The organism is Vibrio ziniensis (genome assembly GCF_011064285.1).
Lineage (GTDB): Bacteria > Pseudomonadota > Gammaproteobacteria > Enterobacterales > Vibrionaceae > Vibrio > Vibrio ziniensis.
The window spans coordinates 23,963-49,598 of the sequence record NZ_CP049331.1 but is presented as its reverse complement, the minus strand read 5'-3'; the positions used below and the strand labels follow the sequence as shown (position 1 = coordinate 49,598).

At 45.0% G+C, this 25,636-nt stretch carries 28 protein-coding genes; 16 read left to right on the top strand and 12 right to left on the bottom strand.

Annotated features, from left to right (window positions below):
• Positions 1-486: 486 nt before the first annotated feature.
• Positions 487-1,035, top strand: a complete 549-nt coding sequence (locus G5S32_RS00235) for a gamma carbonic anhydrase family protein (RefSeq protein WP_165309954.1) — start codon at positions 487-489, stop codon at positions 1,033-1,035.
• Here the strand turns inward: G5S32_RS00235 and G5S32_RS00230 are convergent, their stop codons facing one another.
• The 4 genes from G5S32_RS00230 to tsaC all read right to left on the bottom strand — a co-directional run bounded on the left by G5S32_RS00230 (position 1,036) and on the right by tsaC (position 3,720).
• Complete coding sequence (locus tag G5S32_RS00230) at positions 1,036-1,302, bottom strand: DUF1488 family protein (RefSeq protein WP_165309953.1); 267 nt, start codon at positions 1,300-1,302, stop codon at positions 1,036-1,038.
• A complete protein-coding gene (aroE, locus tag G5S32_RS00225; protein WP_165309952.1) occupies positions 1,302-2,132 on the bottom strand; it encodes a shikimate dehydrogenase in 831 nt (276 codons plus the stop codon). Before aroE ends, G5S32_RS00230 begins: the two co-directional genes overlap by 1 nt.
• Positions 2,133-2,214: 82 nt before the next feature.
• Positions 2,215-3,129 (bottom strand): oxygen-dependent coproporphyrinogen oxidase, encoded by a 915-nt coding sequence (gene hemF, locus G5S32_RS00220; RefSeq protein WP_165309951.1) that lies wholly within the window; start codon positions 3,127-3,129, stop codon positions 2,215-2,217.
• A 33-nt stretch (positions 3,130-3,162) separates the two neighbouring features.
• Positions 3,163-3,720, bottom strand: a complete 558-nt coding sequence (gene tsaC, locus G5S32_RS00215; RefSeq protein WP_165309950.1) for an L-threonylcarbamoyladenylate synthase type 1 TsaC — start codon at positions 3,718-3,720, stop codon at positions 3,163-3,165.
• 243 nt (positions 3,721-3,963) lie between these two features.
• Here tsaC and purE point away from each other — a divergent pair, with 243 nt between their 5' ends.
• On the top strand, positions 3,964-4,449 hold the full coding sequence (gene purE / locus G5S32_RS00210) for a 5-(carboxyamino)imidazole ribonucleotide mutase (RefSeq protein ID WP_165309949.1): 486 nt from the start codon (positions 3,964-3,966) through the stop codon (positions 4,447-4,449).
• Between the two features lie 3 nt (positions 4,450-4,452).
• On the top strand, positions 4,453-5,586 hold the full coding sequence (locus tag G5S32_RS00205) for a 5-(carboxyamino)imidazole ribonucleotide synthase (protein ID WP_165309948.1): 1,134 nt from the start codon (positions 4,453-4,455) through the stop codon (positions 5,584-5,586).
• A gap of 59 nt (positions 5,587-5,645) precedes the next feature.
• Here the strand turns inward: G5S32_RS00205 and G5S32_RS00200 are convergent, their stop codons facing one another.
• From G5S32_RS00200 to G5S32_RS00185, 4 genes are read right to left on the bottom strand one after another with little or no spacing between them, the layout of a single operon-like run.
• Complete coding sequence (locus G5S32_RS00200; RefSeq protein WP_165309947.1) at positions 5,646-6,212, bottom strand: DNA topoisomerase family protein; 567 nt, start codon at positions 6,210-6,212, stop codon at positions 5,646-5,648.
• 15 nt (positions 6,213-6,227) lie between these two features.
• Complete coding sequence (locus tag G5S32_RS00195; RefSeq protein WP_165309946.1) at positions 6,228-6,704, bottom strand: DUF494 family protein; 477 nt, start codon at positions 6,702-6,704, stop codon at positions 6,228-6,230.
• 2 nt (positions 6,705-6,706) lie between these two features.
• Positions 6,707-7,822, bottom strand: a complete 1,116-nt coding sequence (dprA, locus tag G5S32_RS00190; RefSeq protein WP_165309945.1) for a DNA-processing protein DprA — start codon at positions 7,820-7,822, stop codon at positions 6,707-6,709.
• A 2-nt stretch (positions 7,823-7,824) separates the two neighbouring features.
• A complete protein-coding gene (locus tag G5S32_RS00185) occupies positions 7,825-8,307 on the bottom strand; it encodes a hypothetical protein (RefSeq protein ID WP_165309944.1) in 483 nt (160 codons plus the stop codon).
• Between the two features lie 138 nt (positions 8,308-8,445).
• Here G5S32_RS00185 and def point away from each other — a divergent pair, with 138 nt between their 5' ends.
• The 6 genes from def to G5S32_RS00155 all read left to right on the top strand — a co-directional run bounded on the left by def (position 8,446) and on the right by G5S32_RS00155 (position 14,779).
• A complete protein-coding gene (gene def / locus G5S32_RS00180; RefSeq protein ID WP_207621592.1) occupies positions 8,446-8,958 on the top strand; it encodes a peptide deformylase in 513 nt (170 codons plus the stop codon).
• 17 nt (positions 8,959-8,975) lie between these two features.
• A complete protein-coding gene (gene fmt, locus G5S32_RS00175; protein WP_165309943.1) occupies positions 8,976-9,923 on the top strand; it encodes a methionyl-tRNA formyltransferase in 948 nt (315 codons plus the stop codon).
• A gap of 121 nt (positions 9,924-10,044) precedes the next feature.
• Complete coding sequence (gene rsmB, locus G5S32_RS00170; protein WP_165309942.1) at positions 10,045-11,325, top strand: 16S rRNA (cytosine(967)-C(5))-methyltransferase RsmB; 1,281 nt, start codon at positions 10,045-10,047, stop codon at positions 11,323-11,325.
• A 62-nt stretch (positions 11,326-11,387) separates the two neighbouring features.
• A complete protein-coding gene (gene trkA / locus G5S32_RS00165) occupies positions 11,388-12,764 on the top strand; it encodes a Trk system potassium transporter TrkA (protein ID WP_165309941.1) in 1,377 nt (458 codons plus the stop codon).
• Positions 12,765-12,779: 15 nt separating this feature from the next.
• Positions 12,780-14,225, top strand: coding sequence for a TrkH family potassium uptake protein (locus tag G5S32_RS00160; RefSeq protein WP_165309940.1), 1,446 nt, complete (start codon positions 12,780-12,782; stop codon positions 14,223-14,225).
• 2 nt (positions 14,226-14,227) lie between these two features.
• Positions 14,228-14,779, top strand: a complete 552-nt coding sequence (locus G5S32_RS00155) for a DUF3157 family protein (protein WP_246201030.1) — start codon at positions 14,228-14,230, stop codon at positions 14,777-14,779.
• On the opposite strand, the gene trhA is transcribed toward G5S32_RS00155, so the two are convergent.
• Both trhA and G5S32_RS00145 read right to left on the bottom strand, forming a co-directional pair.
• Positions 14,776-15,420 carry a PAQR family membrane homeostasis protein TrhA gene (gene trhA, locus G5S32_RS00150; RefSeq protein ID WP_165309939.1) on the bottom strand — a complete coding sequence of 215 codons (645 nt, stop codon included), beginning with the start codon at positions 15,418-15,420 and terminating at the stop codon, positions 14,776-14,778. The two genes, G5S32_RS00155 and trhA, sit on opposite strands and share 4 nt — an antisense overlap.
• 89 nt (positions 15,421-15,509) lie before the next feature.
• Complete coding sequence (locus G5S32_RS00145; RefSeq protein ID WP_165309938.1) at positions 15,510-16,301, bottom strand: sporulation protein; 792 nt, start codon at positions 16,299-16,301, stop codon at positions 15,510-15,512.
• 297 nt (positions 16,302-16,598) lie between these two features.
• Here G5S32_RS00145 and G5S32_RS00140 point away from each other — a divergent pair, with 297 nt between their 5' ends.
• The 5 genes from G5S32_RS00140 (at position 16,599) to G5S32_RS00120 (ending at position 20,490) form a co-directional block, all read left to right on the top strand.
• Positions 16,599-16,766, top strand: a complete 168-nt coding sequence (locus G5S32_RS00140; RefSeq protein ID WP_165309937.1) for a hypothetical protein — start codon at positions 16,599-16,601, stop codon at positions 16,764-16,766.
• Positions 16,767-16,879: 113 nt separating this feature from the next.
• Positions 16,880-17,149, top strand: a complete 270-nt coding sequence (locus tag G5S32_RS00135) for a YihD family protein (RefSeq protein ID WP_165312682.1) — start codon at positions 16,880-16,882, stop codon at positions 17,147-17,149.
• A gap of 239 nt (positions 17,150-17,388) precedes the next feature.
• Entirely contained in the window at positions 17,389-18,813 is a 1,425-nt protein-coding gene (gene ccoG, locus G5S32_RS00130) for a cytochrome c oxidase accessory protein CcoG (RefSeq protein WP_165309936.1), read from the top strand.
• Between the two features lie 55 nt (positions 18,814-18,868).
• A complete protein-coding gene (locus G5S32_RS00125) occupies positions 18,869-19,855 on the top strand; it encodes a serine/threonine protein kinase (RefSeq protein ID WP_165309935.1) in 987 nt (328 codons plus the stop codon).
• A gap of 32 nt (positions 19,856-19,887) precedes the next feature.
• The gene (locus G5S32_RS00120; protein WP_165309934.1) at positions 19,888-20,490 is read left to right on the top strand and encodes a thiol:disulfide interchange protein DsbA/DsbL; all 603 of its coding nucleotides are present in this window, start codon (positions 19,888-19,890) and stop codon (positions 20,488-20,490) included.
• 40 nt (positions 20,491-20,530) lie between these two features.
• Here the strand turns inward: G5S32_RS00120 and G5S32_RS00115 are convergent, their stop codons facing one another.
• Entirely contained in the window at positions 20,531-21,409 is an 879-nt protein-coding gene (locus G5S32_RS00115) for an acyltransferase (protein WP_165309933.1), read from the bottom strand.
• Between the two features lie 106 nt (positions 21,410-21,515).
• Positions 21,516-23,042 (bottom strand): YifB family Mg chelatase-like AAA ATPase, encoded by a 1,527-nt coding sequence (locus G5S32_RS00110; protein ID WP_165309932.1) that lies wholly within the window; start codon positions 23,040-23,042, stop codon positions 21,516-21,518.
• Positions 23,043-23,673: 631 nt separating this feature from the next.
• Between G5S32_RS00110 and ilvG the strand changes: the two genes are divergently transcribed.
• Both ilvG and ilvM read left to right on the top strand, forming a co-directional pair.
• Positions 23,674-25,320, top strand: a complete 1,647-nt coding sequence (gene ilvG / locus G5S32_RS00105) for an acetolactate synthase 2 catalytic subunit (protein WP_165309931.1) — start codon at positions 23,674-23,676, stop codon at positions 25,318-25,320.
• A 12-nt stretch (positions 25,321-25,332) separates the two neighbouring features.
• The gene (ilvM, locus tag G5S32_RS00100) at positions 25,333-25,617 is read left to right on the top strand and encodes an acetolactate synthase 2 small subunit (protein ID WP_165309930.1); all 285 of its coding nucleotides are present in this window, start codon (positions 25,333-25,335) and stop codon (positions 25,615-25,617) included.
• Positions 25,618-25,636: the final 19 nt, after the last annotated feature.

The following is a 25,636-nucleotide window of genomic DNA, read 5'->3' as shown; positions in this document are numbered from 1 at the left end:
AATACTGATTCTATCTTTCGATAGTGAATTGACTGTGCTCGATACCGAAGTATCAAATTGGTCACTCAGTTCATTGAAATCTAAATTTGAAGCCGAAGCTTCTAATTGATTTTCATCAACGAGTGCCCACACAGATTGATAGGTTTAAATTGTTAAAGAGCTTTCTTCCTACACGTTAGTGACTTAGGTCACTTCGGAAGAGGCGGTCATTTTAGCGATATAAACTGTCGTGTCAAACACTTTTTTCAGTTTATTTTCGTAAGCTTTTCAGCCTTACAAAACAACCTTGCTGAATCACTTTCATTTCTTTCGAAGCTTGTCCGTGTCAGCGAGGGGGCATTATAGAGATCAGCTTCACATTGGCAAGTGCTTTTTTTTGGTTTTTTTCGATTTTTTGTTTGTTTGGCTGTTTTTTGCGCGCAACGGGCTATAAATACAACTAATAGCCTTTTAATATGCCTTTATCAGCTAGAAAAAGGAGGCCATATGAGCCCTGTTCGTAGTTATAAAGGTATCGCACCTAAAATTGGTTCTCGCGTTTACATTGATTCGTCGTCAGTCATCGTGGGTGATATTCGATTAGCAGACGATGCCAGTATCTGGCCATTAGTCGCCGCACGTGGGGATGTAAACCATATCCAAATCGGTGAACGTTCGAATATCCAAGATGGCAGTGTTTTGCATGTTACTCATAAAAATGCTGAAAACCCTAACGGCTACCCACTCGTTATCGGTAATGATGTCACGGTTGGTCATAAGGTGATGCTGCACGGATGTACCATTGGTGATCGCGTGTTAGTCGGTATGGGTGCTATCGTTCTTGATGGTGTCGTCATAGAAAGTGATGTGATGATTGGCGCTGGTAGCTTAGTGCCACCGGGAAAGATTTTAGAAAGTGGCTATTTATATGTGGGAAGTCCAGTGAAACAAGCTCGCCCTCTATCTGATAAAGAACGAGCATTTTTGTTGAAGTCCGCTGACAACTACGTTCAAACCAAGAACGATTATCTAAACGATGTTAAAGAAGTTCTTTAATTAGCTCATCACTTCAATTTGACCAAACTGATTGAAGGCTTCGTCTTCAATCAGCTCTTCTGCTAATTCTTCCAGATCAAATCGAACACTGGCAAATACTGCTAAGGCTTCTTGCTCACTATTAATAGTCATGCCTGATAACTTCATCAGTTCATCGACTGAAACGATACATTCAATCAAAGCTCCAGACTGCTGTGCAGGAAAAGTGACTGCTTTTAATTCGGCGTTCCACTCTTGCATATCAGGGAAAAGAATCGATTGGTTCATTAGCCTTCCAAGTTTTTTCTTAATTCACGATGAATTTGTTTTGTGCCTGGACGCAAGCCGCGCCATAGCATAAAGCTCTCTGCTGCTTGTCCAACTAACATTCCAAGTCCGTCATAGACATGGCCGCATCCATTATCCAAAGCCCACTGGTTAAATATGGTCAAGCCTTTGCCATACATCATATCGTAGGCAACACTTTGAGCACTGAATATAGAAGGAGATATTTCAGGTAACTTTCCATCCAAGCTTGCAGAGGTTGAATTGATAATAAGATCGAAGCTACCTTCAATCTGACTCATTTCTGCAGCACTCACATTACCGAAGCTACTAAAAGCCTGCGCTAATGACTCCGCTTTAGCAAACGTTCGGTTGGTAATGGTGATACTTGCAGGTCCTTTATCAAGTAGAGGTTTGATTGTACCTTTAGCCGCACCACCAGCCCCGATCAATAGAATTTTAACGCCTTTCAGAGGCACCTGATATTGCATCAGATCTTGTACCAGACCTTCACCATCAGTGTTATCACCCAAGATCTCACCGTCATCCAGTTTCTTTAATGTATTCACCGCACCAGCAAGTTGTGCTCGCTCAGTTAAACGGTCTGCAAACTTATAGGCGTCTTCTTTGAAAGGAACCGTGACATTACAACCGCGACCGCCATTGGCAAAGAAAGCTTTTGCTGTTGCCACAAACCCATCAACTGGCGCTAACTCAGCGGTATATTCCATGCTTTGATTAGTTTGACGTGCAAACAATGTATGAATGAAAGGTGATTTACTGTGCCCGATAGGATTACCAAACACTGCATAGTGATCTTTTACAAAAGCCATATCCCTGCCTCTACCAATAAAAAAGTCGCTAAGTCTGTTATTTAACAATACTTAACGACCCTATCACTCAGTACGATTTCTGTCACCACTCACGCGCTACTAAAAACTCATTCAGTTTAGCCTCAACGCTATCGGCTTCTGGCTGGTAGTTGTATTCCCAGCGGGCCAACGGTGGCATAGACATAAGTATTGATTCCGTACGGCCGCCAGTCTGCAGACCAAAAAGCGTTCCTCGGTCAAACACTAAGTTAAATTCGACATAACGACCACGACGATACAACTGGAACTGTCGCTCTCTATCTCCATACTCAGTCGACTTACGACGTTCAACAATCGGAACATATGCTTGGCAGTAACCTTCACCGACTGCTTTTATATAGTCGAAGCATTTATCAAACTCCCACTGATTAAGATCATCAAAGAACAGACCACCCACACCACGAGTTTCCTCTCGGTGAGGAAGATAGAAATAGCGGTCACACCACTCTTTATGTTGTTGATAAACGTCATCACCAAACGGTGCACACACTTCTTTCGCTGTCTCGTGCCAGAATTGGCAATCTTCGACGAAAGGGTAGAAAGGTGTTAAGTCGAAACCACCGCCAAACCACCAGATCGGTTCTTCGCCTTCTTTCTCTGCAATAAAAAAACGAACGTTAGCATGAGACGTTGGAACATAAGGGTTTTTCGGATGCATAACCAAAGAGACACCCATGGCTTCAAACTTACGTCCTGCTAGTTCAGGGCGATGCGCAGTGGCTGAAGCAGGCATTTGTTTACCCGTGACATGCGAAAAATTAACACCACCTTGCTCAAACACCAAGCCATCACGCATCACACGAGAGCGACCACCGCCGCCGAGTTTTTCTCCCGGCTCACGATGCCAAGCATCTTCAACAAACCGAGCACCACCATCAACGCTTTCTAATTGCTGACAGATCTGATCCTGCAGTGATAGCAAAAACTGCTTCACGGCTTCTTTATTAATTGTCGACATCTTTTTCCTTACGCATTCCTATCGCAGAGTGAGTTAGCCCTGTCTTAATACTTGTAGAGTTTTTGCGTCGCGGATTTCGCTAGGCTTATTTCGCCCACCTGTAGCACCGCGCAAAATCGCAACTAACTTGTCACCCAGTTGTTCTTCGACCTCTTCTGTTGTCATGCAAGAAGGCTGGCCGGTTAAGTTTGCACTGGTTGACGTCAGTGGTTTGCCATAAGCACTACACAACTGTTGAACCAAAGGATGATCTGTAACACGCACAGCGATGGTATCAAATTGACCACTAACCCACTTGGAGACTTTACTGCTCGCAGGCACTACCCAAGTAACAGGACCAGGCCAGGTAGATTTGATTTGTTGTAACTGTTCTGCAGTTAACTGGCTTTCATCTATATAAGGAAGCAGTTGCTCGTATGAGGCAGCTATCAAGATCAAACCTTTCTCTACAGGTCTTTGCTTTAGTTGCAGCAATTTCTCGATAGCTTCAGGGCTGTCCGGATCACAACCCACACCAAAAACACCTTCGGTCGGGTAAGCAATCACTTCTCCAGACTGCAATGCATGTAAAGCTTGTTCAAAATTATTCACGAAAAACTACCTAAATTGAGCTGACTTATTTCTATTTGCGCCCAGTGTACAAATTATCGGAGATTTCTCCTATACCTTAACGGACGGAAGTTCGAACCACAGGATAGAAAACATCATCATTAAATCGTCCACCATGATTTAGTGAACACAACAACGCAAACGTTTGCTTGATGTAAAAATCCTCGTATAATGCGCGTCGTTCGCTCACGTAATAAAAACGTTTAACGCTTGAAGGAGTTTGAGATGAAAGTCGGTATTATCATGGGTTCCAAATCGGATTGGCCAACCATGAAGCTAGCAGCAGAGATGCTAGAGCAATTTGGTGTTGCTTATGAAACCAAAGTGGTTTCAGCTCATCGTACTCCACAACTTCTTGCAGACTACGCAACTAGCGCCAAAGAACGCGGCCTAAAAGTCATTATTGCGGGAGCGGGCGGCGCAGCACACCTTCCGGGGATGACAGCAGCATTCACAAGCCTGCCTGTTCTCGGTGTTCCTGTTCAATCTCGCGCTCTATCTGGTCTAGATTCTCTATACTCGATTGTTCAAATGCCAAAAGGCATTGCGGTCGGTACGCTAGCAATCGGTGAAGCAGGCGCAGCTAACGCAGGCCTTCTTGCTGCTCAAATCATCGGTACTTTCGATGAAGAAGTGATGGCGAAAGTTGAAGCGTTCCGTACCGCTCAAACTGAAGCGGTACTGGCAAATCCAAATCCAGCTGAGGAATAATCGATGCACGTATTGGTATTAGGTTCAGGCCAGCTTGCTCGTATGATGTCACTGGCTGGCGCACCACTTAATATTGAAATTTCTGCGTTTGACGTTAACAGCAAGAATGTGGTTCATCCTTTAACACAAGCTGTGATTGGCCACGGTCTAGAGCAAGCGATTGAAAAAGCGGATGTTATCACGGCTGAATTTGAGCATATTCCTCATGATGTGCTTGCAGTGTGTGAGCGTAGCGGAAAATTTCTTCCAAGCACAGATTCCATTAAAGCCGGCGGTGACCGCCGACTTGAGAAAGCGCTGTTAGATAATGCTGGTGTACGCAACGCGAAATACACGGTTATCAATACTCGTGAAGATTTTGACACCGCTATTGCCCACGTTGGTATTCCAATGGTATTGAAAAGCGCTTTGGGCGGTTATGACGGTAAAGGCCAATGGCGCCTAAAAAACGCAGAGGATGCTGAAAAAATTTGGCCTGAAATGGCCGAGTGTATTGCCGCTTCTAATAACCAAGCGATTGTAGCGGAAGAGTTTGTGCCATTTGACCGCGAAGTTTCTCTGGTGGGTGCTCGTAGTAAAAATGGCGAAGTAGCTGTTTACCCATTAGCTGAAAACGTACATGTGAATGGAGTTCTCAGCCTTTCGACCGCCATCGATGCTCCTGAGCTGCAAGAGCAGGCTAAAGAAATGTTTGCGGCTGTTGCAAACAGTTTGGATTACGTTGGCGTATTAGCATTAGAGTTCTTTGATGTTCAAGGAACACTGCTAGTTAACGAAATCGCTCCTCGCGTACACAACTCAGGTCACTGGACGCAACAAGGCGCGGAAACGTGTCAGTTTGAAAACCATCTGCGCGCAGTGTGTGGCATGCCTTTAGGCAGCACAAATCTGGTGCGAGAGACATCCATGATCAACATTCTTGGCGAAGATTCGCTGCCAGAAAGCTTACTCGCTATGGAAGGTTGTCATATTCACTGGTATGGCAAAGAAAAACGTCCAGGCAGAAAAATGGGCCACATTAACGTAACCGCAGATTACCACGGTGAGTTAGTGCGTAAACTGTGCGAATTAGCAGAAGTGTTAGATCCTGTTGCGTTCCCTGCTGTGCAAGAAGTCGCAAAACAGTTTAAGTCTTAATACTGATTTCCTGACACAAAAAAGGCGCTTTAAGCGCCTTTTTCTATAGAGCTATTTCTCTATTGCTCTTGAACATGCCCACACTTACGATCCGCACACTGATACTTAGTGCCACTGGCGAGTTTTTTCTCAACCAGCAATGAAAAGCCACACTTTTCACACTTCCCCGCAATTGGCGGCAAGTTCACTGCAAACTTACACTTAGGATAAGTATCACAAGCGTAGAAAGTTTTACCAAAGCGAGTTTTTCGCTCGGCTAAATGACCTTTGCCACATTCTGGACAAGCGTATAACTTGCTTGGTTTCGCTTCATCGGTAGGAGTATCTTGCGATTCAATATGGTGACAATTAGGATAAGAACTGCATCCGATAAACATACCATAGCGACCTTGGCGCAATACCAATTCACTACCACATTCAGGACAAGGCACACCGAGTTCTTTAACTATGTGTCCGTCGTTCTGGTGCAGCGGTTTAATGTAGTCACAATTGGGATATTGCGTACACCCAAGAAATGGGCCGTGTTTGCCATGGCGAAGCTGTAATGCTCCGCCACATTGTGGACAAGGTTCGTTCAGTGCTTGCTCATGAGCTGAAAACAGCTCGCTATCAATTTTACCGCTCATAATACGTTTATTAGCTTAATGAAGAATGCCCTGCTCTTTGCTGTACAACAGCTCTTCCATAAGCGTATAAGCGTTCTCATTCCCCGGAACATTGAACAGCACCATTAGGATGATCCACTTAAGGTCATCCAGCTCTAACTCATTAGTCTCAAGCCCCATCACTCGATCAATGACCATTTCACGAGTTTCAGGCGTTAGTACCTTGATTTGCTCTAGAAATAGAATGAATCCACGAGACTCGATATTCAGACGCACCATCTCTTGCGCAGTAAAGATACGCATAGATGTTGCCGCACTCGTTGAAATCTTTGACTGAGCGTCCGTCTGCTGCAAAGCCGCTAGCTCTTCTAACCAGTTTAGGGCTTTGTAGATATCTTTTTGGTGAAACCCTGCTCGAAGCAATTCATCTTCAAGCTCGTCTTGATCCACTTGCAACTCTGCATCGCTATGGATATAAGTTTCAAACAGATACATCAGAATATCCATCATCATAGCTAGCCCCTCCCCTTACGAATATAGCCACCGGAAACTGCAACAACATGCCCTGAAAGCTCAAGCTCTAGGAGCTGCATCATGACTTCTTGGACAGGTATATGGGTCCTGCTTGCAAGAATATCAACTGGTGTAGCTTCTTCTCCTACGTTAGCTAACAGCTCATCAAATGGCAATTCATCTTCGCTATTTAGCGGCAAAAAAAGTGTTTGCTGACATTGCTGGTGCCGTAATCGATTGAAATCCAACATAGAATTAATTTCATCAAGAATGTGTTGTACATTTTGAACTAAACATGCGCCCTGGCGAATTAAGCCATTGCTGCCAAAGGAATTTGGATTAAAAACAGAGCCTGGTACAACAAAAACGTCTCTATTTTGTTCCATCGCATAACGAGCGGTAATCAAAGAACCGCTTTTTTCAGCCGCTTCTACCACCAGAACCCCCATTGATAAACCACTAATTATTCGGTTTCTGCGAGGAAAATTTACAGGCCGGGGTTTGGCATTGGGACGAAATTCCGAAACTAACGCACCGTTTTCGCAGATACGTTGCGCAAGATTTTTATGCCTCATAGGGTAAATGGAAGAAAGCCCTGAGCCTAATACCGCAACCGTTTTACCTCCCGCTTTTAGAGCACCATCATGGGCATAGCCATCAACGCCTAATGCCAAGCCACTGGTCACCAATAAGTCGTGTTCAACCAATTGTGCGGCAAACTGGTAGGAAATTTTCTGGCTATCAATACTGGCATTGCGACTGCCCACAATCGCTATTTGTGGCTGGTTCAATGTCGCTAATTGACCTTCCACAAAAAGGACATTGGGTTTTGAAGAAATTTGCTGCAACAGTGCAGGGTAAGAGTCGCAAAAAGGCGTAATAATGTATCGTTCTTCATGGTGGCTTAACCACAGCAGTGACTCGTCCACCTCTCGCTGAGCGTCATGAACTAAGTAGTGGATCTGCTCGGAAGATAACCCAGCCTCATGCCAATGTTTAGCGGAATAGCGAGATAGGTTAGATAGAGAATCTTGGCTTAACAAATGTGTTATCGCCTTCCTGCTCAGTTTGGGTGTGAAGTTTAAAGCTAACCATGGCGCCAACTTGTGTTCTTCCATTTTTACTCGCCCTGTACTCGAACCGCTATGTTGCGAGGGAAATTACGCCATTCGATAGCTGTCGCGACATTTAATGGCAACAGGCAATCTCCCTTTCTAACCTCTTGCTGTTGTTTAGAGATGTGCAGTATCGATATATTGCCGCTGCTTTCAACCAACTCTCCGATGGCTAAAAAACGTAATACCAAGATCGATTGATTGTCATGCTGAAACTCAACTTCAGGGCGATATATGCCCCATACGTGATGATTACTCTGCTTGCCATCAAAATAGATCAGCTCTTGCTGAGTGATATATTGATGCTCTTCACTATTGGCTAATACTCGAGGACTTTGCGAATAGAGAGTCTGATCAATAAAATATGTAGAGGCTGTCATTGCCGGTATCACTTGGTCAGTGCTTGAATTTTCATTAACTACAGCCCCGAAAACACTCGCACTAAACACTAAAACAAGCATGTAAAAATAACTGTATAACCAAGTCATAACCTTACATCCTGCGTTAAATGAATGAGAATGATTTTGATAAATCACGCTGGATGCTGTCATTTGACTCATAAAATGTCTAGAATTGAGCCAACAAGCTTTATCCTGTTTCGACCTAGTTCAATAATTCGAGTGTATATGTCTGTATTACAAGTATTAACATTCCCAGATGACCGTCTTCGCACTGTTGCAAAGCCGGTTGAAAAAGTCACACCAGAGATCCAAACCATCGTAGATAACATGATTGAAACCATGTACGACGAAGAAGGTATTGGTTTAGCTGCGACACAAGTCGACATTCACCAACGCATCGTGGTGATTGATATTTCTGACAGCCGTGATCAGCCAATGGTATTGATTAACCCAGAAATTATTGAGAAACGCGGCGAAGATGGTATTGAAGAGGGCTGCTTATCTGTCCCTGGCGCTCGTGCTCTTGTTTCACGCGCAGCCGAAGTCACTGTTAAAGCACTTAACCGTGATGGTGAAGAATATACTTTTGAAGCGGATGACCTTCTGGCTATTTGTGTGCAACACGAATTAGACCACCTAGAAGGCAAGCTATTTGTTGATTATCTTTCACCGCTAAAACGTAAGCGCATCAAAGAGAAGCTAGAAAAAGCAAAACGCTTCAACGAAAAGAATCAATAAAGAATAGAGAGGTTACCTTGAGCCAATCATTACGTATTGTCTTTGCAGGTACTCCGGATTTCGCCGCCCGTCACTTGGCGGCGTTATTGTCTTCGGAGCACGAGGTCATTGCTGTTTATACACAGCCAGACCGTCCAGCAGGTCGAGGTAAGAAACTTACAGCGAGTCCTGTAAAAGAGTTAGCACTTGAGCACAATATCCCAGTTTATCAGCCAGAAAACTTCAAATCTGATGAAGCAAAACAAGAGCTTGCTGAACTCAACGCCGATCTCATGGTAGTTGTGGCTTATGGCTTATTGCTACCGCAAGTTGTACTCAATACACCACGATTGGGTTGTATCAACGTTCATGGTTCTATCCTGCCTCGTTGGCGTGGTGCAGCTCCAATTCAACGCTCGATCTGGGCTGGTGATGCTCAAACGGGCGTCACCATCATGCAAATGGATATCGGCTTAGATACTGGCGATATGCTAAGCATTGCTACTTTGCCAATTGAAGCAACGGATACCAGCGCTTCAATGTACGACAAACTTGCCGTTCTTGGTCCAAAAGCCTTAGTTGAATGCTTAACAGACATCGCAAACGGTACGGCTAAAGCCGAAAAGCAAGATGACGAGCAAGCAAACTACGCGAAAAAACTAAGCAAAGAAGAAGCTCGTATTAACTGGAACGACGACGCCGCACATATTGAACGTTGTGTGCGTGCATTTAATCCATGGCCAATGAGCCACTTTGAAGTTGCTGAAAATAGCATCAAAGTTTGGCAAAGCCGTGTTGTGGATCAAAGCTCCAATAAGCCTGCTGGTACCATAATACAGGCCGATAAAACGGGTATTTATGTGTCAACAGGTAATGGCGTACTAGCTTTAGAGCAACTTCAAGTACCAGGCAAAAAAGCAATGTCAGTGCAAGATATTCTCAATGCACGCGCTAGCTGGTTTGAAGTTGGCACACAACTGAGTTAAGCAAGTTTAACCACCTTATAATTTGGTGGTGATATAACCCAGACCTGATATTAAACAGGATGGGCAAAGTACATTAATAACAGGGGCAGAGATGTCCCTATTGAATTTTAAGGGTTTCACCATGAATGTTCGCGCAGCAGCTGCTAACGTCCTTTTCCAAGTGGTCGACAAAGGTCATTCACTTTCTCACGCTCTTCCAGCAGCTCAAAAAACCATTCGCCCAAGAGATCATGCTCTGTTGCAAGAAATTTGCTACGGCGCACTACGTTATCTTCCACGTTTAGAGTCTATTGCTAATGAGCTGATGGATAATCCCCTCAAAGGCAAAAAGCGTGTCTTTCACCATCTGATTCTAGTGGGTATTTATCAGCTCAGTTTCATGCGTATTCCATCGCATGCAGCGGTAGCGGATACAGTTGAAGGCACAAAAACGCTGCGTGGAGAAAACCTAAGCGGACTGATCAACGCAGTGCTGCGTAACTACCTGCGTAATCAAGAACAACTGGATCAAATGGCCGTTAGTCACAACGCGGGCAAATATGGTCACCCAAACTGGATTCTTAAAATGCTTCAAGAAAGCTACCCTGAGCAATGGGAAGCAATCGTAGAAGCGAACAACAGCAAAGCACCAATGTGGTTGCGCGTAAACCGCCAGCACCATACTCGAGATGAATACCAACTGCTGCTGGACGAAGCGGAAATTGAATACACCCTTCACCCAGAAGCCGCCGATGCGATCAAACTGACCACACCTTGTGATGTCACCTTACTTCCGGGTTTTGAAAAAGGTTGGGTTTCAGTTCAAGATGCTGCAGCACAATTGGCAATTAACTACCTTCAACCACAAGAAGGCGAACTGATTCTAGATTGCTGCGCGGCACCGGGTGGCAAAACCGCACATATCCTAGAGCACACTGAAGACACTGAAGTGGTGGCGCTTGATAGCGATGCGACACGATTAAACCGTGTACACGATAACCTAGAACGTTTGAATCTGAAGGCTGACGTGATTTGTGGTGATGCACGCTATCCACAACAGTGGTGGCAAGGCGGACAATTTGATCGTATTTTGCTCGATGCACCTTGTTCGGCGACAGGTGTTATTCGTCGTCATCCGGATATCAAATGGTTACGCCGAGCGAACGACATTCATGCTTTAGCTGAGCTGCAACGTGAAATTTTGCAGGTAATGTGGCAACAATTGAAGCCTGGTGGTACGTTAGTTTACGCTACATGCTCAATCACACCTCAGGAAAACGTCCTGCAGGTCAAAGACTTTTTGGCGCGTACAACTGACGCGCAACTGATTGGTTCAGATCCAGAGCAACCAGGTCGTCAAATTCTTCCTGGTGAGCAAGACATGGATGGCTTCTACTACGCGGTTATGGTTAAAAACGCGTAAGTAATTGAATCAAAGGCAGCCCAAGGCTGCCTTTGATGTAAGTAGATAATAAGAGAACAGGTATGAAAATCATCATTCTTGGTGCGGGACAAGTCGGCGGCACATTAGCCGAGAACTTGGTTGGCGAAAACAACGATATTACTGTTGTTGATAAAAACAGTGACCGCCTCAGAGAACTGCAAGATAAATATGATTTACGCGTTGTGAATGGCCATGCCAGTCACCCTGACGTACTGAGAGAAGCGGGCGCACAAGATGCGGACATGCTGGTTGCCGTCACCAATACCGACGAAACCAATATGGCGGCCTGCCAAGTGGCTTTTACTCTGTTTAACACACCAAACCGTATTGCTCGTATTCGATCTCCGCAATATCTTGCTGAAAAAGAAGCCCTATTCCAATCAGGCGCAGTACCTGTAGACCATTTAATCGCACCTGAAGAACTGGTGACTAGTTACATCGAACGATTGGTTCAGTACCCGGGCGCTCTTCAAGTCGTTAGCTTTGCAGATGAAAAAGTTAGCCTAGTGGCGGTAAAAGCCTATTACGGTGGTCCGCTGGTGGGTAACGCCCTGTCGGCGCTGCGTGAACACATGCCTCATATCGATACACGTGTTGCGGCAATCTTCCGCCAAGGTCGTCCAATACGCCCACAAGGCACAACCATTATTGAAGCCGATGACGAAGTATTCTTCGTTGCGGCCAGTAACCATATCCGCTCAGTAATGAGTGAGTTGCAACGCTTAGAAAAGCCATATCGTCGCATTATGATTGTGGGTGGTGGTAACATAGGTTCAAGCCTTGCAAAACGCCTCGAACACACTTATAGCGTTAAGCTCATCGAGCGTAACTACAGCCGTGCAGAACAACTTTCGGAAGAGTTAGAAAACAGTATTGTGTTCTGTGGCGACGCTGCAGACCAAGAACTTCTCACTGAAGAGAACATCGACCAAGTGGATGTGTTCATCGCGTTAACCAACGAAGATGAAACCAACATCATGTCAGCGATGCTGGCCAAACGCCTTGGTGCGAAAAAGGTAATGGTACTTATCCAACGTGGCGCCTACGTCGACCTTGTTCAAGGTGGTGTAATTGATGTGGCGATTTCTCCACAGCAAGCGACCATTTCAGCCCTTCTTACTCACGTGCGTCGTGCTGATATTGTTAACGTTTCTTCACTGCGCCGCGGTGCTGCAGAAGCGATTGAAGCGATAGCCCATGGTGATGAAACCACCTCTAAAGTTGTTGGTCGAGCAGTTGGCGATATTAAACTTCCGCCGGGTACCACCATAGGTGCAATTGTTCGTGGAGAAGAGGTTTTGATTGCCCATGACCGCACAGTCATAGAACAGGATGACCACGTTGTTATGTTCCTTGTGAACAAAAAATACGTTCCAGACGTCGAAGCTCTGTTCCAGCCAAGTCCTTTCTTCTTATAGATTATTGGCGTCGCTATGCTTAATTTTCGCCCCATTCTGTTTGTCATCGGGTTAGTGCTCTCCAAGCTAGCCCTGTTTATGTATGTGCCAACCATAGTCGCATTCGTAACAGGTACTGGTGGATTTCTCGACTTTGCTCAAGCGGTCATTATCACGCACATTGTGGCATTCATTTGTTTGACCTTTGGGCGAACATCCGATTTTCGGCTTAACGTTCGAGATATGTTCCTTATCACTAGCTTAGTGTGGACCATTGCCAGTGCGTTCGCCGCGCTGCCGTTTGTGTTTATCAACCACATCAGCTTTACCGATGCTTACTTTGAAACCATGTCGGGCTTGACGACTACAGGTTCAACCGTGCTCAGTGGGCTTGATGATATGGCACTGAGTATTCTACTGTGGCGTTCCATTTTGCAATGGCTAGGTGGTGTAGGCTTTATCGTAATGGCGGTAGCAGTACTACCAATGTTAAACGTGGGCGGTATGAAGCTCTTCCAGACAGAGTCTTCAGACTGGTCAGATAAAAGTAGTCCGCGTGCCAAAACCGTCGCAAAAAACATCGTGGTGGTTTATTTGGTGTTAACCCTTCTATGCATTATGGGCTACATGTTGACAGGCATGGGTTTATTTGACGCAATCAACCATGCGTTCACCACGCTTTCTACCGGCGGTTATTCAACTTCTGACAGTTCAATGAATCACTTTTCCAATGGTGCTCATTGGGTCGCAACTCTCTTTATGTTCCTTGGGGGGTTGCCATTCTTGCTCTTTGTTTCAACCCTAAGAAAACGTAACCCTATGGTGCTGTTAAAAGACGCCCAAGTTCAAGGCTTCTTCCTACTGTTTCTGGTTGCAAGCTTAGTCGTTGCGGCATGGCTTAACCTCAACAATGGCTATCCAGTCCTCGACGCGCTACGTATCTCAATGTTTAACATTGTTTCGGTGGTAACAACAACAGGTTATGGTCTTGATGATTTCACCGCCTGGGGTGCACTTCCAACCACTCTGTTTGGATTCATTATGATGGTCGGAGCCTGTTCTGGCTCTACTGCGGGTGGTATCAAAATCTTCCGTTTTCAGATTTGCTTTGCCTTGTTGAAAAACCAGATGATGAGACTGATCCACCCAAATGGTGTTTTCGTTCAACGTTATAATCAACGCCCAGTCAATGAAGATATCGTGCGTTCTGTGGTCGCTTTCGGCCTAACTTTTGTCATCACCATCATTGTGATTGCTGGCTGCTTATCCGCAATGGGGTTAGATCCGGTTACCAGCATTTCTGGTTCAATTACCGCAGTGGCAAACGTAGGACCAGGAATGGGTTCGGTCATTGGTCCAACGGGAAATTTTGCATCGCTTCCTGAGGCGGCAAAGTGGGTATTAAGTTTTGGAATGCTTATGGGGCGTTTAGAGATTTTGACGATTCTGGTTCTGTTCTTCCCAGCATTCTGGAGACGTTAGTCATGAAAAATCGTGGTACAACCCTGACGATAGCTTTAGTTGCCATGTTCTCAACATCCAGTGCAATTGCAAGCCAAGTAGTAGAATTAACCGATGGACGTAAAGTTCAACTAAACGATGATTTTACTTGGCAATATGTTCAGCCTGAGCGCTCTAATCACACGGTGCAAGTCGCCGTCCCCGTAATTTCTTCACAACCGGGCGCAACACTCTTGCTCGATAGCGGAAAACCAAGCCTGCAACTGTCTGATTCTGGCGTCGATATCGTTATTGGCTCAGCCAGCTATCAAGATGGAAAAGTCGTTTTGCCAACCGCGATTACCAATCAAAGCTCATTATCGGTCATCAACATTCAGCTCAAAATTGAGCTTTTGGACAGCCAGGGGAAAAAGCTCGCAGAGCAAGAAACTACCATTTGGCAATCCATAAAACGTATGGCTGAAACGTATCTGCGACCGAAATCGGTCGCAGAAGGTAAAGTGATTGAAATAGAGGTGCCGAAAGCCGACAGCTACCAACTGATAGCGACGGTTTCTAATCTGGAAACCCGTTAGATTGGGTTCACATACAGATAAATCGCCAAGAAGTGACAAGCGCAGCCTGCGAGAACGAACCCATGCCAGATAGCATGATTATAAGGGATGCGCTTCGCTACATAGAAAATAACCCCAAGGGAATAGACCACACCACCTGCGGCTAATAGCGTTAATCCACCCATATCAAGATTTAAAGCCAACTGGTAAATCACCACCAGCGATAACCACCCCATCGCCAAATACGAAATCAATGAAAAGCGCTTAAATCGATACACAAACGCAATTTTCATCACGATGCCAAGTAACGCAATCGACCAGATCACTATCATCAAACCAAAAGCGAGTGGTGTTCTTAAACCAACCAGTAAGAAAGGGGTATAGCTACCCGCTATCAATAAATAAATCGCGCAATGGTCGAAGGTTTTCAACCAACGTTTTGCGCTCTGATGGGGAATGGCATGGTATAGCGTTGAAGCAAGAAACAGAGCAATCATACTACCGCCATAAACACTCATACTGGCAATAGTCAGCGCATCCGCACTATGGTCGACAGCTTTAACAAGCAATAAAACCAGACCAACAATGCCCAACACCAAGCCAATACCATGGCTGATAGCGTTGGCGACTTCTTCTTTTAGACTGTATTCACTAACTGACATACCACACCCAACTTGAACAGGACAGTCTGCACAGTATGACACACTCAGCTTACAACTGTAAGCTAAAAATGTTAATTTTTAGTTAACCATTAAGAGTGTGAATCTAGGTATTCTAAAACTCTTATTCCGGCTTCTTGTGGAGATTCGCCGCTAGCAATGGTCATTTGACGTTTCAATTCCCCTATACCTAACAGACTGGCAAGCATACCTGTCGCCCCTCTCTGGTAGCGATCAATCTCAAACCACATTTGTAAAGAGTCCTTATCTCGATAGGCAACGATCTCCAGTTCCCTCCATCGACCATGGAACGGACCTGTGGTAGGTACAAACTCAAACTCTTGGACAAACGGCAGTGCAAAGCCTTTCGCTGCTTCACATTCGACCTGACGAAGGCGCAGACCTTGTTCTTCTAATTCTGAAAAAATACCATCCATCAGTGGGTCAGGACGGACGGTTAATATGTCTTTGTCGGTCGGATCGAGTGCCATCGCAATGTCGAGCCCCGTTTCTAACCAAACTTTGGCATCACCAATCGTAACGGGGGTGTTCCAAGGCACATCGAGCTCAACGGCAAAATCACGAGTTTCACCGGGCTGAATAGTAAACGAATACGGCAGAGACCAATCCGCCAACACATAGGTTTGGTGAACTTTGCGTTTACGATCACCGCTCTGTTTAGAGCTATCATCAGAAACTTCTTCCACGTAGCGGCAGCACAGCTTCAATTCGATATTATCTATATCCTGAGCGCTTGAACCGCCATAGACATGAACGGTAAATTTCACCGTTTGACCAGGGTAAAGCACTTCTTGCTGAAGGACGGAATCCACCTTCGCAGAACCAATTCCAAAACTGGCGAGGGTTTTCTTGATAAACGACATACACACCTCCATCAATGCCTATTCATAGTAAAGCGCATCGCTTGGAAAACTCAATTGCCGCCCTCACACAACCAATTCATTTTTTTTAACATATTGATTGGTTAACTATCGATCATTTGAAAACTTGGTGCTAATCTAACTTCGATATGATTTATATCGTTATTCCTAGACAATTTAAGTGGATTGGCGATTGCCAGAAGGAGCCATCCTTCAAACACTTCGGTGCCAGAAGAGCAGCTCATAGTTGCCTAGGTCCATTACATCGGCAATGGATATGCCTGACTGTTAGGTTAATGAATGCGCCCAACAACTGTCAGGTTTTCGCACACAAACCGTAGTGCAATGCGTCGTCGTAGTGGCTTCGTTGCTGCTCCGGTTACGAAAAAAATCGCACCTGCAAAAACTCTTGTTGAGACCAATGCACTGACTGCATCGCCAGAAACAAAAGTCAACCAGGCTGCTTAGTATAGAAAAGCGCAGATAGCTACAAGCAATCTGCGCTTTTTTCTTTTCTACTTTTTCCTACATTTGGTACCTTAAGAGAAAACCATTACAAGATTGTGGAGAAAGCTATGGCCATGAAGTGTCACCGTATTGAAGAACTGCTTGAGTTACTCGAACCAGAATGGCAAAAAGATTCTGAATGTAACCTACTGCAATTCATCGTGAAATTAGCAGGCGAAGCGGGCTACAAAGGACCGTTGGAAGAACTGACAGACGATGTACTCATCTATCACCTAAAAATGCGCAACAGCGCCAAAGATGAAGTCATTCCAGGTATCAAAAAGGACTATGAGGATGACTTTAAAACGGCGTTACTTCGTGCTCGCGGCGTCATCAAAGATTAATTATTTCAATAACATGTACAAGAGCGGCTTTTAGTCGCTCTTTTTCTAGTATTACGAATGCAAAATGCATTATTTGTTGTTAAAGATTGATTGCCTTAAAGAAATGAAAATGTTGATGACGTTATAATCGTCCACTTATTACTACAATACTCATCCTTCTCACTTTGTGCGGAAGGGGAAAGCAATGTCAAAGAGTACCGTCATTAGAAGCGGTGCCTAAAAGCCCAAAGGATAATTCCATGAGTCAGGACAAAATAGACATTAAAGATGTGACTCCTAAAGTCTTCAATCCCAAGACCCACAAAGGCCAGGGAGGAGACAGGTTTAACCCGAACAAGGGAATTTACGTTCGGGAAAGCAAAGGGACTTACCAAAAACTACGTCGTTACGGCGGTTGGTTGTTATTACTACTCTTTGGATTAGTTCCTTGGATCTCGTACGGTGAGCGACAAGCCATCCTATTGGATCTAGGTAACCAGCAGTTCAATTTTTTCGGCACCACCCTTTATCCGCAAGATTTAACGCTACTTGCACTCCTATTTATGATTGCCGCATTTGGACTATTCTTCCTCACCACGTTTTTAGGACGTGTATGGTGTGGCTACCTCTGCCCGCAAACCGTCTGGACATTCATGTACATCTGGTTTGAAGAAAAACTCGAAGGCAGTGCCAACAAACGACGTAAACAAGACGAAGGAAAAATGACCGCCAAGCTAGCAATGCGTAAAACGCTTAAACACATTGCTTGGTTTGCGATTGCACTGGTCACTGGTTTTACATTTGTCGGCTATTTCGTTCCTGTTCGCGACTTAGTGATTGATTTTTTCACCCTAAATGCAACGTTCTGGCCTGTGTTCTGGGTACTATTCTTTGCTATTTGCACTTATGGTAATGCGGGTTGGATGCGCTCAATCATGTGTATTCACATGTGTCCTTATGCCCGTTTCCAATCAGCGATGTTCGACAAAGATACCTTCATTGTTGGTTACAACACCGCTCGTGGTGAACAACGTGGACCTCGCTCGCGCAAAGCGGATCCAAAATCGCTTGGTCTAGGTGACTGTATCGACTGTGATTTATGTGTTCAGGTGTGCCCTACCGGTATCGATATTCGTGACGGCTTGCAATACGAATGTATTAACTGTGGTGCGTGTATTGATGCCTGTGATACCACCATGGAACGCATGGGTTATGAGAAAGGTCTGATCAACTACACCACAGAACACCGTCTTTCAGGTAAACACACCAAAGTAATGCGCCCTAAACTGATTGGCTACGGTGCTGTATTAATCATTATGTTTGGCCTATTTGTCGCTCAAATTGCCGCGGTTGACCCTGCAGGATTAAGCGTTATTCGCGATCGTAACCAGCTGTTTAGAACCAACAGTTCCGGTGAAGTTGAAAACACGTACACCTTGAAAGTCATCAACAAGACTCAACATACTCAGGCGTACAAACTGGATGTTTCAGGTCTAACGGATGTGACTTGGTATGGCAAACAAACGGTACAAGTTAAACCTGGGGAAGTGGTCAACTTACCGATGAGTTTAGGTGTAAAACCAGAGAGCTTAAGTTCTCCTGTTGCGACGATTCAGTTTATACTCAGCGACGACAGCAACCAATTCACGATAGAAGTTGAAAGCCGTTTTATTAAAAAGCTCTAAACTTCATCACCGAAAAATTATGGCAAAGGGCTCAGCAATGAGCCCTTTTTAATCTATGACTCAAGCAACGTTTCACTTTGACGCTTTAACACCGGATCTAATGTGGTATGCATTAGAGAGTATCGGTATTCGTGCCGAATCGGGGTTTCTTGCTCTTAACAGCTATGAAAACCGTGTCTATCAGTTTATTGATGAAGACAAACGCCGCTTCGTCGTAAAGTTTTATCGCCCGCAGCGCTGGACAACCGAGCAAATTCGCGAAGAACATGAGTTTGCTCTCGAATTGGCTGACGCTGAAATCCCACTTGCACCACCACTGGTTATCAATGGCACCAGCCTCCATCACTACCAAGGTTACGACTTTGCCCTGTTTAACAGCGTCGGCGGTCGTCAATTTGAAGTGGATAACGAAGAACAACTGGAGTGGGTAGGTCGTTTCTTAGGTCGTATTCATAAAATTGGCGCTGAAAAGGCTTTTCAGCATCGACCAACCTTGAGTTTAGAAGAGTACTTGTATCAACCAAGAGCGCTGCTACAAAACTCTCAATGCATTCCAATGCACCTTGAGAAGGTTTTCTTCAACGACTTAGATCTGCTTATCAAGAAGATAGAACAACAATGGTCAACAACGCATTGCAACATTCGCCTTCACGGTGACTGCCATCCGGGTAATATTCTTTGGCGCGATGGTCCAATGTTTGTCGATCTTGATGACGCTCGCAATGGCCCAGCGGTACAAGATTTATGGATGCTACTCAACGGTGAACGCCAAGATAAACTGGTTCAGTTGGATATTTTGCTTGAAGGCTACCAAGAGTTTTGCGATTTTAACGTTTCAGAATTGAAACTAATTGAACCACTTCGTGGTCTACGAATGGTGCACTACATGGCTTGGCTGGCAAAACGTTGGGATGATCCAGCTTTTCCAATCGCCTTTCCTTGGTTCAACGATCCTAAATACTGGGAAGGTCAAGTGCTCGCATTCAAAGAACAAATAGCAGCATTAGACGAGCCTGCGCTCTCACTAATGCCACAATGGTAAGTTATTACCTTTAAAGGAAAATGGAGTCCGTAATGAAAAAATTGTTTGCACTGGTTGCAACCCTGATGTTTAGCCTTTCGGCTTACGCAATCGACTTTCAGGAAGGAGTGCACTACAAAGAGCTCGACCTAACACCTTCTTCAAAACCTAGCGTAGTAGAGTATTTCTCATTTTACTGCCCACACTGTAATGCGTTTGAACCCATCATTGCTCAATTGAAAGGCAAACTTCCAGAAGGCGTTAAATTGCAGAAGAATCACGTCTCATTCATGGGTGGCAACATGGGTAAATCAATGAGTAAAGCTTACGCTACTATGATTGCGCTTGGCGTTGAAGAAAAAATGATTCCAGTAATGTTTAACCGTATTCACAACTTACGTCAGCCACCAAAAGATGACCAAGAACTGCGTCAGATCTTTACTGATGAAGGGATTGATGGCAACAAATTTGATGCGGCATTCAGCGGTTTTGCGGTGGACTCTATGGTTCGTCGTTTTGACAAACAGTTTCAAGACAGCGGTCTAAGCGGTGTTCCAGCAGTTGTGGTCAACAACCATTACCTAGTGCAAGCACAAGGCATCAAAACTCTGGATGAGTACTTTGAGCTGGTCAATTTCTTAGTTAACAAGAAATAAGTAGTAAAAAGGGAGCATCACGCTCCCTTTTTAATGTTCGTTAAGGTTTATAGATCTCTTTCAATAACTCGTCTTTGTCTTGCCACACATCCCCTAGCCACTGCTGAAACTGGCGTTTGTATGGTTTGTCATTGAAATAATCACCACTGACATTTTCATCAACAGGCAATACACGAACACGCACCACGATACGCTGCATGCGCCCCATTAATATGTCACGGAACGGTTTATCGACGTTATCAGGGTAAGCCAGCGTAACATCAATAATGCTTTCAAACTGTTCTCCCATCGCCGCCAAAGTATAAGCAATACCACCAGACTTGGGTGGCAATAAATGTTGATAGGATGAGCGTGTTGACTTCTGCTTTTTCGGATTAAAACGAGTACCCTCAACATAGTTGACGACGGTTGTCGGATGGAACTTGAATTTTTCACAAGAGCGACGCGTAGTTTTTAAGTCTTCACCACGCTTCTCAGGATGACGGAGTAAGTATTCTCGTGAATAACGTCGCATAAACGGCATATCCAGAGCCCAACATGCCATTCCCATGAAAGGGACGTAAAGCAACTGCTGTTTTAAAAAGAACTTCGGCATCGGTATTCTGTCTTTAAATACCGCACACAGCACCACTATGTCAGTCCAACTTAAGTGATTACTGATCAACAGATACCAACCGGCTTTCTTTAAATCTTCCCCACCTTCAATATCCCACTGAACAGGGTTAGACACTGCAAGTAGCCTCGCATTCACAGTTGCCCACAACCACATAGCTTTATCTGCCATTTGAGTTGCATAAGCTTTCCATTTTTGAGTCGGCAGCAACAATTTCACTATTGCGATAAAACAAATAGCAACCGAGCATATCGTCGTATTAACGATAACTAGTAATGCATTGATAGTGAGCAACAAATAAGACAATGTAGAGCCTTTAATAACAATGAACAAAAAATAGGCGCCCAATTATACTCACTTGTCATCATTTTGAAATATCACTATTCAAAGGTCAGAGTACCAAACCATAATTTCAGCTTACAGATTGTGCTATGAGTTGTTTAAGTAATCTATCCATCGAACGATAACCGAGCGCTTCTGCCAAATGTGAACGATTGATTTGGCTCTCGCCTTGTAAATCCGCAATAGTACGAGCCACTTTGATGATGCGATGATAGGCGCGAACGGACAACCCCAAACGATGCAAAGCATTTTCCAGAAACTCCGCATCAGGTTTGGTTAGAGGACAAATTTGTTCTATCTCTCTGCTTTGCAAAAACGCGTTCACTTTTCCATTTCGCTGTAGCATTTTTTCACGCGCTTGTAGCACTCGTTCTTTCACTACTGATGTAGGCTCCCCCCTATCGCCACCGTTTGATAACATGCCTTTCGGCAATGCAGGAATCTCAATCGACATATCAAATCTGTCCAATAGAGGACCAGACAACCGACTCAAATAGCGCAAAATCACCTGTGGATTGACTCTGGCTTGGTCTCCTTCGTGGTACCCAGTAGGGCTTGGATTTAATGCACCTACCAACTGAAAGCGAGCAGGGAAACGCGTTTTACCTTGTACGCGAGAAATAATAATTTCTCCAGACTCCAATGGCTCACGCAGTGAATCAAGCACCTTGCGTTCAAACTCGGGCATTTCATCGAGAAAAAGTAAACCATTGTGAGCTAACGATATTTCTCCAGGACGAGGAATGGAGCCGCCCCCAACCAGTGCCGCCATTGAACTTGAGTGATGTGGAGAACGAAACGGGCGCTGTTTCCAGTTGTGAAGATTGATCTCTTGCTGAGTGAGAGATGCCACCGAAGCCGTTTCCATTGCTTCAACGTCGGTCATTGGCGGCAGCAAATCACACAAGCGTGAAGCCAACATGGTTTTGCCCGTACCGGGAGGCCCTAAAAACAACAGATTGTGATTTCCCGCAGCCGCGATTTCTAACGCACGTTTTCCCTGTTGTTGCCCGATGATATCTTGCAAATCTCGTTGCATATTAGGGTTTGGGGCTATGTTTGAACTTTCAAACAAACTCAGAGTTTTCTGCCCACAAAGATCGGCACAGACTTCCAATAGCGTTTGAGCCGACTTATGCCGTTTGCCATCAACCAAAGCCGCTTGATCGCCATTCCAATGAGGAACAACCAAACTTCGTTGATTGTTGGATGCCGCTAACGCCGCAGGAAGCACACCTTTCACACAACGTAGCTCGCCAGATAAAGCCAGTTCTCCGAGAAATTCATGTCTATCTAAGTGATTTTGCGCAATTTGATTCGACGCAGCCAAAATACCTAACGCAATCGGCAAATCAAACCTCCCCCCCTCCTTTGGCAGATCGGCGGGAGCTAAATTGACGGTGATTTTCTTCGCTGGGAAAGAAAACTGAGAATTGATGATCGCGCTGCGAACTCTGTCTCTTGACTCCTTTACTGTAGTTTCCGGCAAGCCAACCAAAGTGAACCCTGGCATACCATTACTAATATGAACTTCCACCGTTACCGAAGGCGCTTCAACACCGACACTTGCTCGGCTATGAATAATCGCAAGTCCCATCCATTTTCCCTTATGCTTTGATTAACAATCACTCAGCAGCAAATTCAGCCTGCTGCTAGCGGGTGGTACTTGTTATATATCGTGAGAGCTGAGAGCGAGAATGTGAAAAAAGAATGAGTTTTTGCTTGTCATGTAACGGAGATGTGTGTTACCACTAGAGACGCAAACAATTGCGCATACTATTAAAACGATTTTTTAGAGCATATTGATGAATTTGAACGCCCGCATTAACTCACTGATTACCCTGATTATCGTGGTCATTATTAAGACCGCGCGGGGACTTGCAGGCGTAAAATAATTGCCAAGATTCAAAAAGCCCCCGCACTGAAAAGTCCGGGGGCTTTTTTACAGCCTTTATGCTGAAACAAAAACAATAAGACTATACCCAAACTACTTGAAGTTGCAGGTAGGCGACAAGTGAGTGAATCCCCATGACCACAGATTACCATGCGTGATTGGGGTGAACGAATGCAGACAACACCACTGCAGCTTCAAGTAGGAAGGGGATAAATAAAAAGCACATACTGATTAATACCTAGTCGGATATGTCAGGAAGAATGGGAGCGCACATGACGTGCAAACACAACACAATTAATCACAGCGATTCAAATCGCACTAACGGAGGCGTACGATGACGGGAGCGCAACTAGTCGTAGCCGCTTTAAAACAGCAAGGTATCAAGACCATTTTTGGTTATCCGGGTGGCGCAATTATGCCTATCTATGATGCTTTGTATGATGGCGGAGTAGAACACATACTGTGTCGCCACGAACAAGGTGCTGCAATGGCTGCCATAGGCATGGCCAGAGCCACTCAAGACGTAGCAGTATGTATGGCAACATCAGGCCCTGGAGCCACAAACCTTGTAACCGGCCTTGCCGATGCCTTTCTAGATTCCGTTCCACTCGTTGCTATCACCGGTCAGGTCGCCAGCTCTCACATTGGTACTGACGCTTTCCAAGAAATGGATGTGATAGGAATGTCTCTTTCTTGTACCAAGCATAGCTACCTCGTTACCGATATTAATGAACTTGCTCCAACGCTTGCTGAAGCGTTTGAAGTTGCTAAAACTGGTCGCCCAGGTCCGGTTATCGTTGATATCGCTAAAGACGTGCAACTTGGTCAAGCACCTGTGACATCACTACCAAGCTTTACGCCACCAGCGATTCCTCAAGTTGACCCACAGCAGTTAGTCAAAGCGCAGCAGTTGATGGCGGAAAGCAAGCGCCCTGTGTTGTATGTTGGCGGCGGTGTGCAACTAGCTCATGCAACAGACTGCGTTCGCAACTTCTTACGTTTAAACCCAATGCCTTCGGTGAGTACACTAAAAGGTTTGGGAACTATCGAGCGCCACGACCCACACTACCTTGGGATGTTGGGTATGCACGGTACCAAAGCCGCTAACCTAGTCGTTCAGGAAAGTGATTTATTGATCGTTGTCGGTGCTCGTTTTGATGACCGAGTGACGGGCAAACTGGACACCTTCGCTCCTCATGCGAAAGTCATCCATATCGATATCGATGCAGCCGAGTTCAACAAACTACGCAAAGCCAATGCGGCACTGCGTGGTGACATCAATACCATTTTGCCTCAGTTAGAATTGAGTCATGATATTTCATCTTGGGTACATCACAGCGAAAGCCTACGCAGTGGTTTTAAATGGCGTTATGACCATCCGGGCGATCTCATCTACGCTCCACTATTGTTGAAACAACTGTCTGACATGATGCCAGACAGCTCGATGGTCTCAACTGACGTTGGTCAGCATCAAATGTGGGCAGCACAACATATTCAACCGCGTATGCCGCAAAACTTCATCTCGTCTGCGGGCCTAGGCACTATGGGTTTTGGTTTACCAGCAGCGATGGGTGCAGCGGTAGCACGTCCAGAAGACCAATCGATTCTGGTTTCTGGTGACGGTTCATTCATGATGAACGTTCAAGAGCTAGGCACACTGAAACGCCGTAAAATTCCAGTGAAGATGGTATTGTTGAACAACCAACGCCTAGGTATGGTTCGCCAGTGGCAATCACTGTTCTTTGATGGTCGCCATAGTGAAACAATCCTTGATGACAACCCAGATTTCGTGATGCTAGCAAAAGCGTTCGATATTCCAGGCAAAACCATCACTAAGAAAGAAGAAGTTGAGCCGGCACTAAAAGAAATGCTTGAGAGCAAAACTGCTTATCTACTTCATGTACTGATCGATGAAGAAGAAAACGTATGGCCGTTGGTACCGCCGGGCGCATCCAACAATGACATGTTAGAGAACACTTAAGAGAGGCTCACCATGCAAAGATATCTACTCGACATCAAAGCAGACGATAAACCAGTACTACTTGAGCGTGTTCTGCGTGTGATTCGCCACCGCGGCTTCATCATTAAGCAAGTAGCGGCAACTCAAAACCACGAAAGCAAGGTTGCAAGCGTAGAGATCATTGTCGACAGCGACAGACCTATTTCTACCCTAATCAACCAGATAGAAAAATTATGGGACATTCGTACTGTTGATGTAACTAACATCAAAAATGACGAGTTGCCAAACAACAATTTACAACAAAAAATTTGTGCTTAAAGCCCTTTAGGGCAAAAGC

Bases quoted from the DNA above. Each gene is read 5' to 3' on its own strand.
- trhA (WP_165309939.1), bottom strand. From the start codon at position 15,420: ATGTCAGTTAGTGAATACAGTCTAAAAGAAGAAGTCGCCAACGCTATC.
- purE (WP_165309949.1), top strand. From the start codon at position 3,964: ATGAAAGTCGGTATTATCATGGGTTCCAAATCGGATTGGCCAACCATG.
- G5S32_RS00135 (WP_165312682.1), top strand. From the start codon at position 16,880: ATGAAGTGTCACCGTATTGAAGAACTGCTTGAGTTACTCGAACCAGAA.
- def (WP_207621592.1), top strand. From the start codon at position 8,446: ATGTCTGTATTACAAGTATTAACATTCCCAGATGACCGTCTTCGCACT.
- aroE (WP_165309952.1), bottom strand. From the start codon at position 2,132: ATGGCTTTTGTAAAAGATCACTATGCAGTGTTTGGTAATCCTATCGGG.
- G5S32_RS00195 (WP_165309946.1), bottom strand. From the start codon at position 6,704: ATGATGATGGATATTCTGATGTATCTGTTTGAAACTTATATCCATAGC.
- G5S32_RS00140 (WP_165309937.1), top strand. From the start codon at position 16,599: ATGCGCCCAACAACTGTCAGGTTTTCGCACACAAACCGTAGTGCAATG.
- trkA (WP_165309941.1), top strand. From the start codon at position 11,388: ATGAAAATCATCATTCTTGGTGCGGGACAAGTCGGCGGCACATTAGCC.
- rsmB (WP_165309942.1), top strand. From the start codon at position 10,045: ATGAATGTTCGCGCAGCAGCTGCTAACGTCCTTTTCCAAGTGGTCGAC.
- ilvM (WP_165309930.1), top strand. From the start codon at position 25,333: ATGCAAAGATATCTACTCGACATCAAAGCAGACGATAAACCAGTACTA.
- G5S32_RS00160 (WP_165309940.1), top strand. From the start codon at position 12,780: ATGCTTAATTTTCGCCCCATTCTGTTTGTCATCGGGTTAGTGCTCTCC.
- G5S32_RS00200 (WP_165309947.1), bottom strand. From the start codon at position 6,212: ATGAGCGGTAAAATTGATAGCGAGCTGTTTTCAGCTCATGAGCAAGCA.
- G5S32_RS00155 (WP_246201030.1), top strand. From the start codon at position 14,228: ATGAAAAATCGTGGTACAACCCTGACGATAGCTTTAGTTGCCATGTTC.
- G5S32_RS00235 (WP_165309954.1), top strand. From the start codon at position 487: ATGAGCCCTGTTCGTAGTTATAAAGGTATCGCACCTAAAATTGGTTCT.
- G5S32_RS00185 (WP_165309944.1), bottom strand. From the start codon at position 8,307: ATGACTTGGTTATACAGTTATTTTTACATGCTTGTTTTAGTGTTTAGT.
- ilvG (WP_165309931.1), top strand. From the start codon at position 23,674: ATGACGGGAGCGCAACTAGTCGTAGCCGCTTTAAAACAGCAAGGTATC.
- G5S32_RS00125 (WP_165309935.1), top strand. From the start codon at position 18,869: ATGACTCAAGCAACGTTTCACTTTGACGCTTTAACACCGGATCTAATG.
- G5S32_RS00205 (WP_165309948.1), top strand. From the start codon at position 4,453: ATGCACGTATTGGTATTAGGTTCAGGCCAGCTTGCTCGTATGATGTCA.
- G5S32_RS00230 (WP_165309953.1), bottom strand. From the start codon at position 1,302: ATGAACCAATCGATTCTTTTCCCTGATATGCAAGAGTGGAACGCCGAA.
- G5S32_RS00110 (WP_165309932.1), bottom strand. From the start codon at position 23,042: ATGGGACTTGCGATTATTCATAGCCGAGCAAGTGTCGGTGTTGAAGCG.
- ccoG (WP_165309936.1), top strand. From the start codon at position 17,389: ATGAGTCAGGACAAAATAGACATTAAAGATGTGACTCCTAAAGTCTTC.
- G5S32_RS00120 (WP_165309934.1), top strand. From the start codon at position 19,888: ATGAAAAAATTGTTTGCACTGGTTGCAACCCTGATGTTTAGCCTTTCG.
- G5S32_RS00145 (WP_165309938.1), bottom strand. From the start codon at position 16,301: ATGTCGTTTATCAAGAAAACCCTCGCCAGTTTTGGAATTGGTTCTGCG.
- dprA (WP_165309945.1), bottom strand. From the start codon at position 7,822: ATGGAAGAACACAAGTTGGCGCCATGGTTAGCTTTAAACTTCACACCC.
- hemF (WP_165309951.1), bottom strand. From the start codon at position 3,129: ATGTCGACAATTAATAAAGAAGCCGTGAAGCAGTTTTTGCTATCACTG.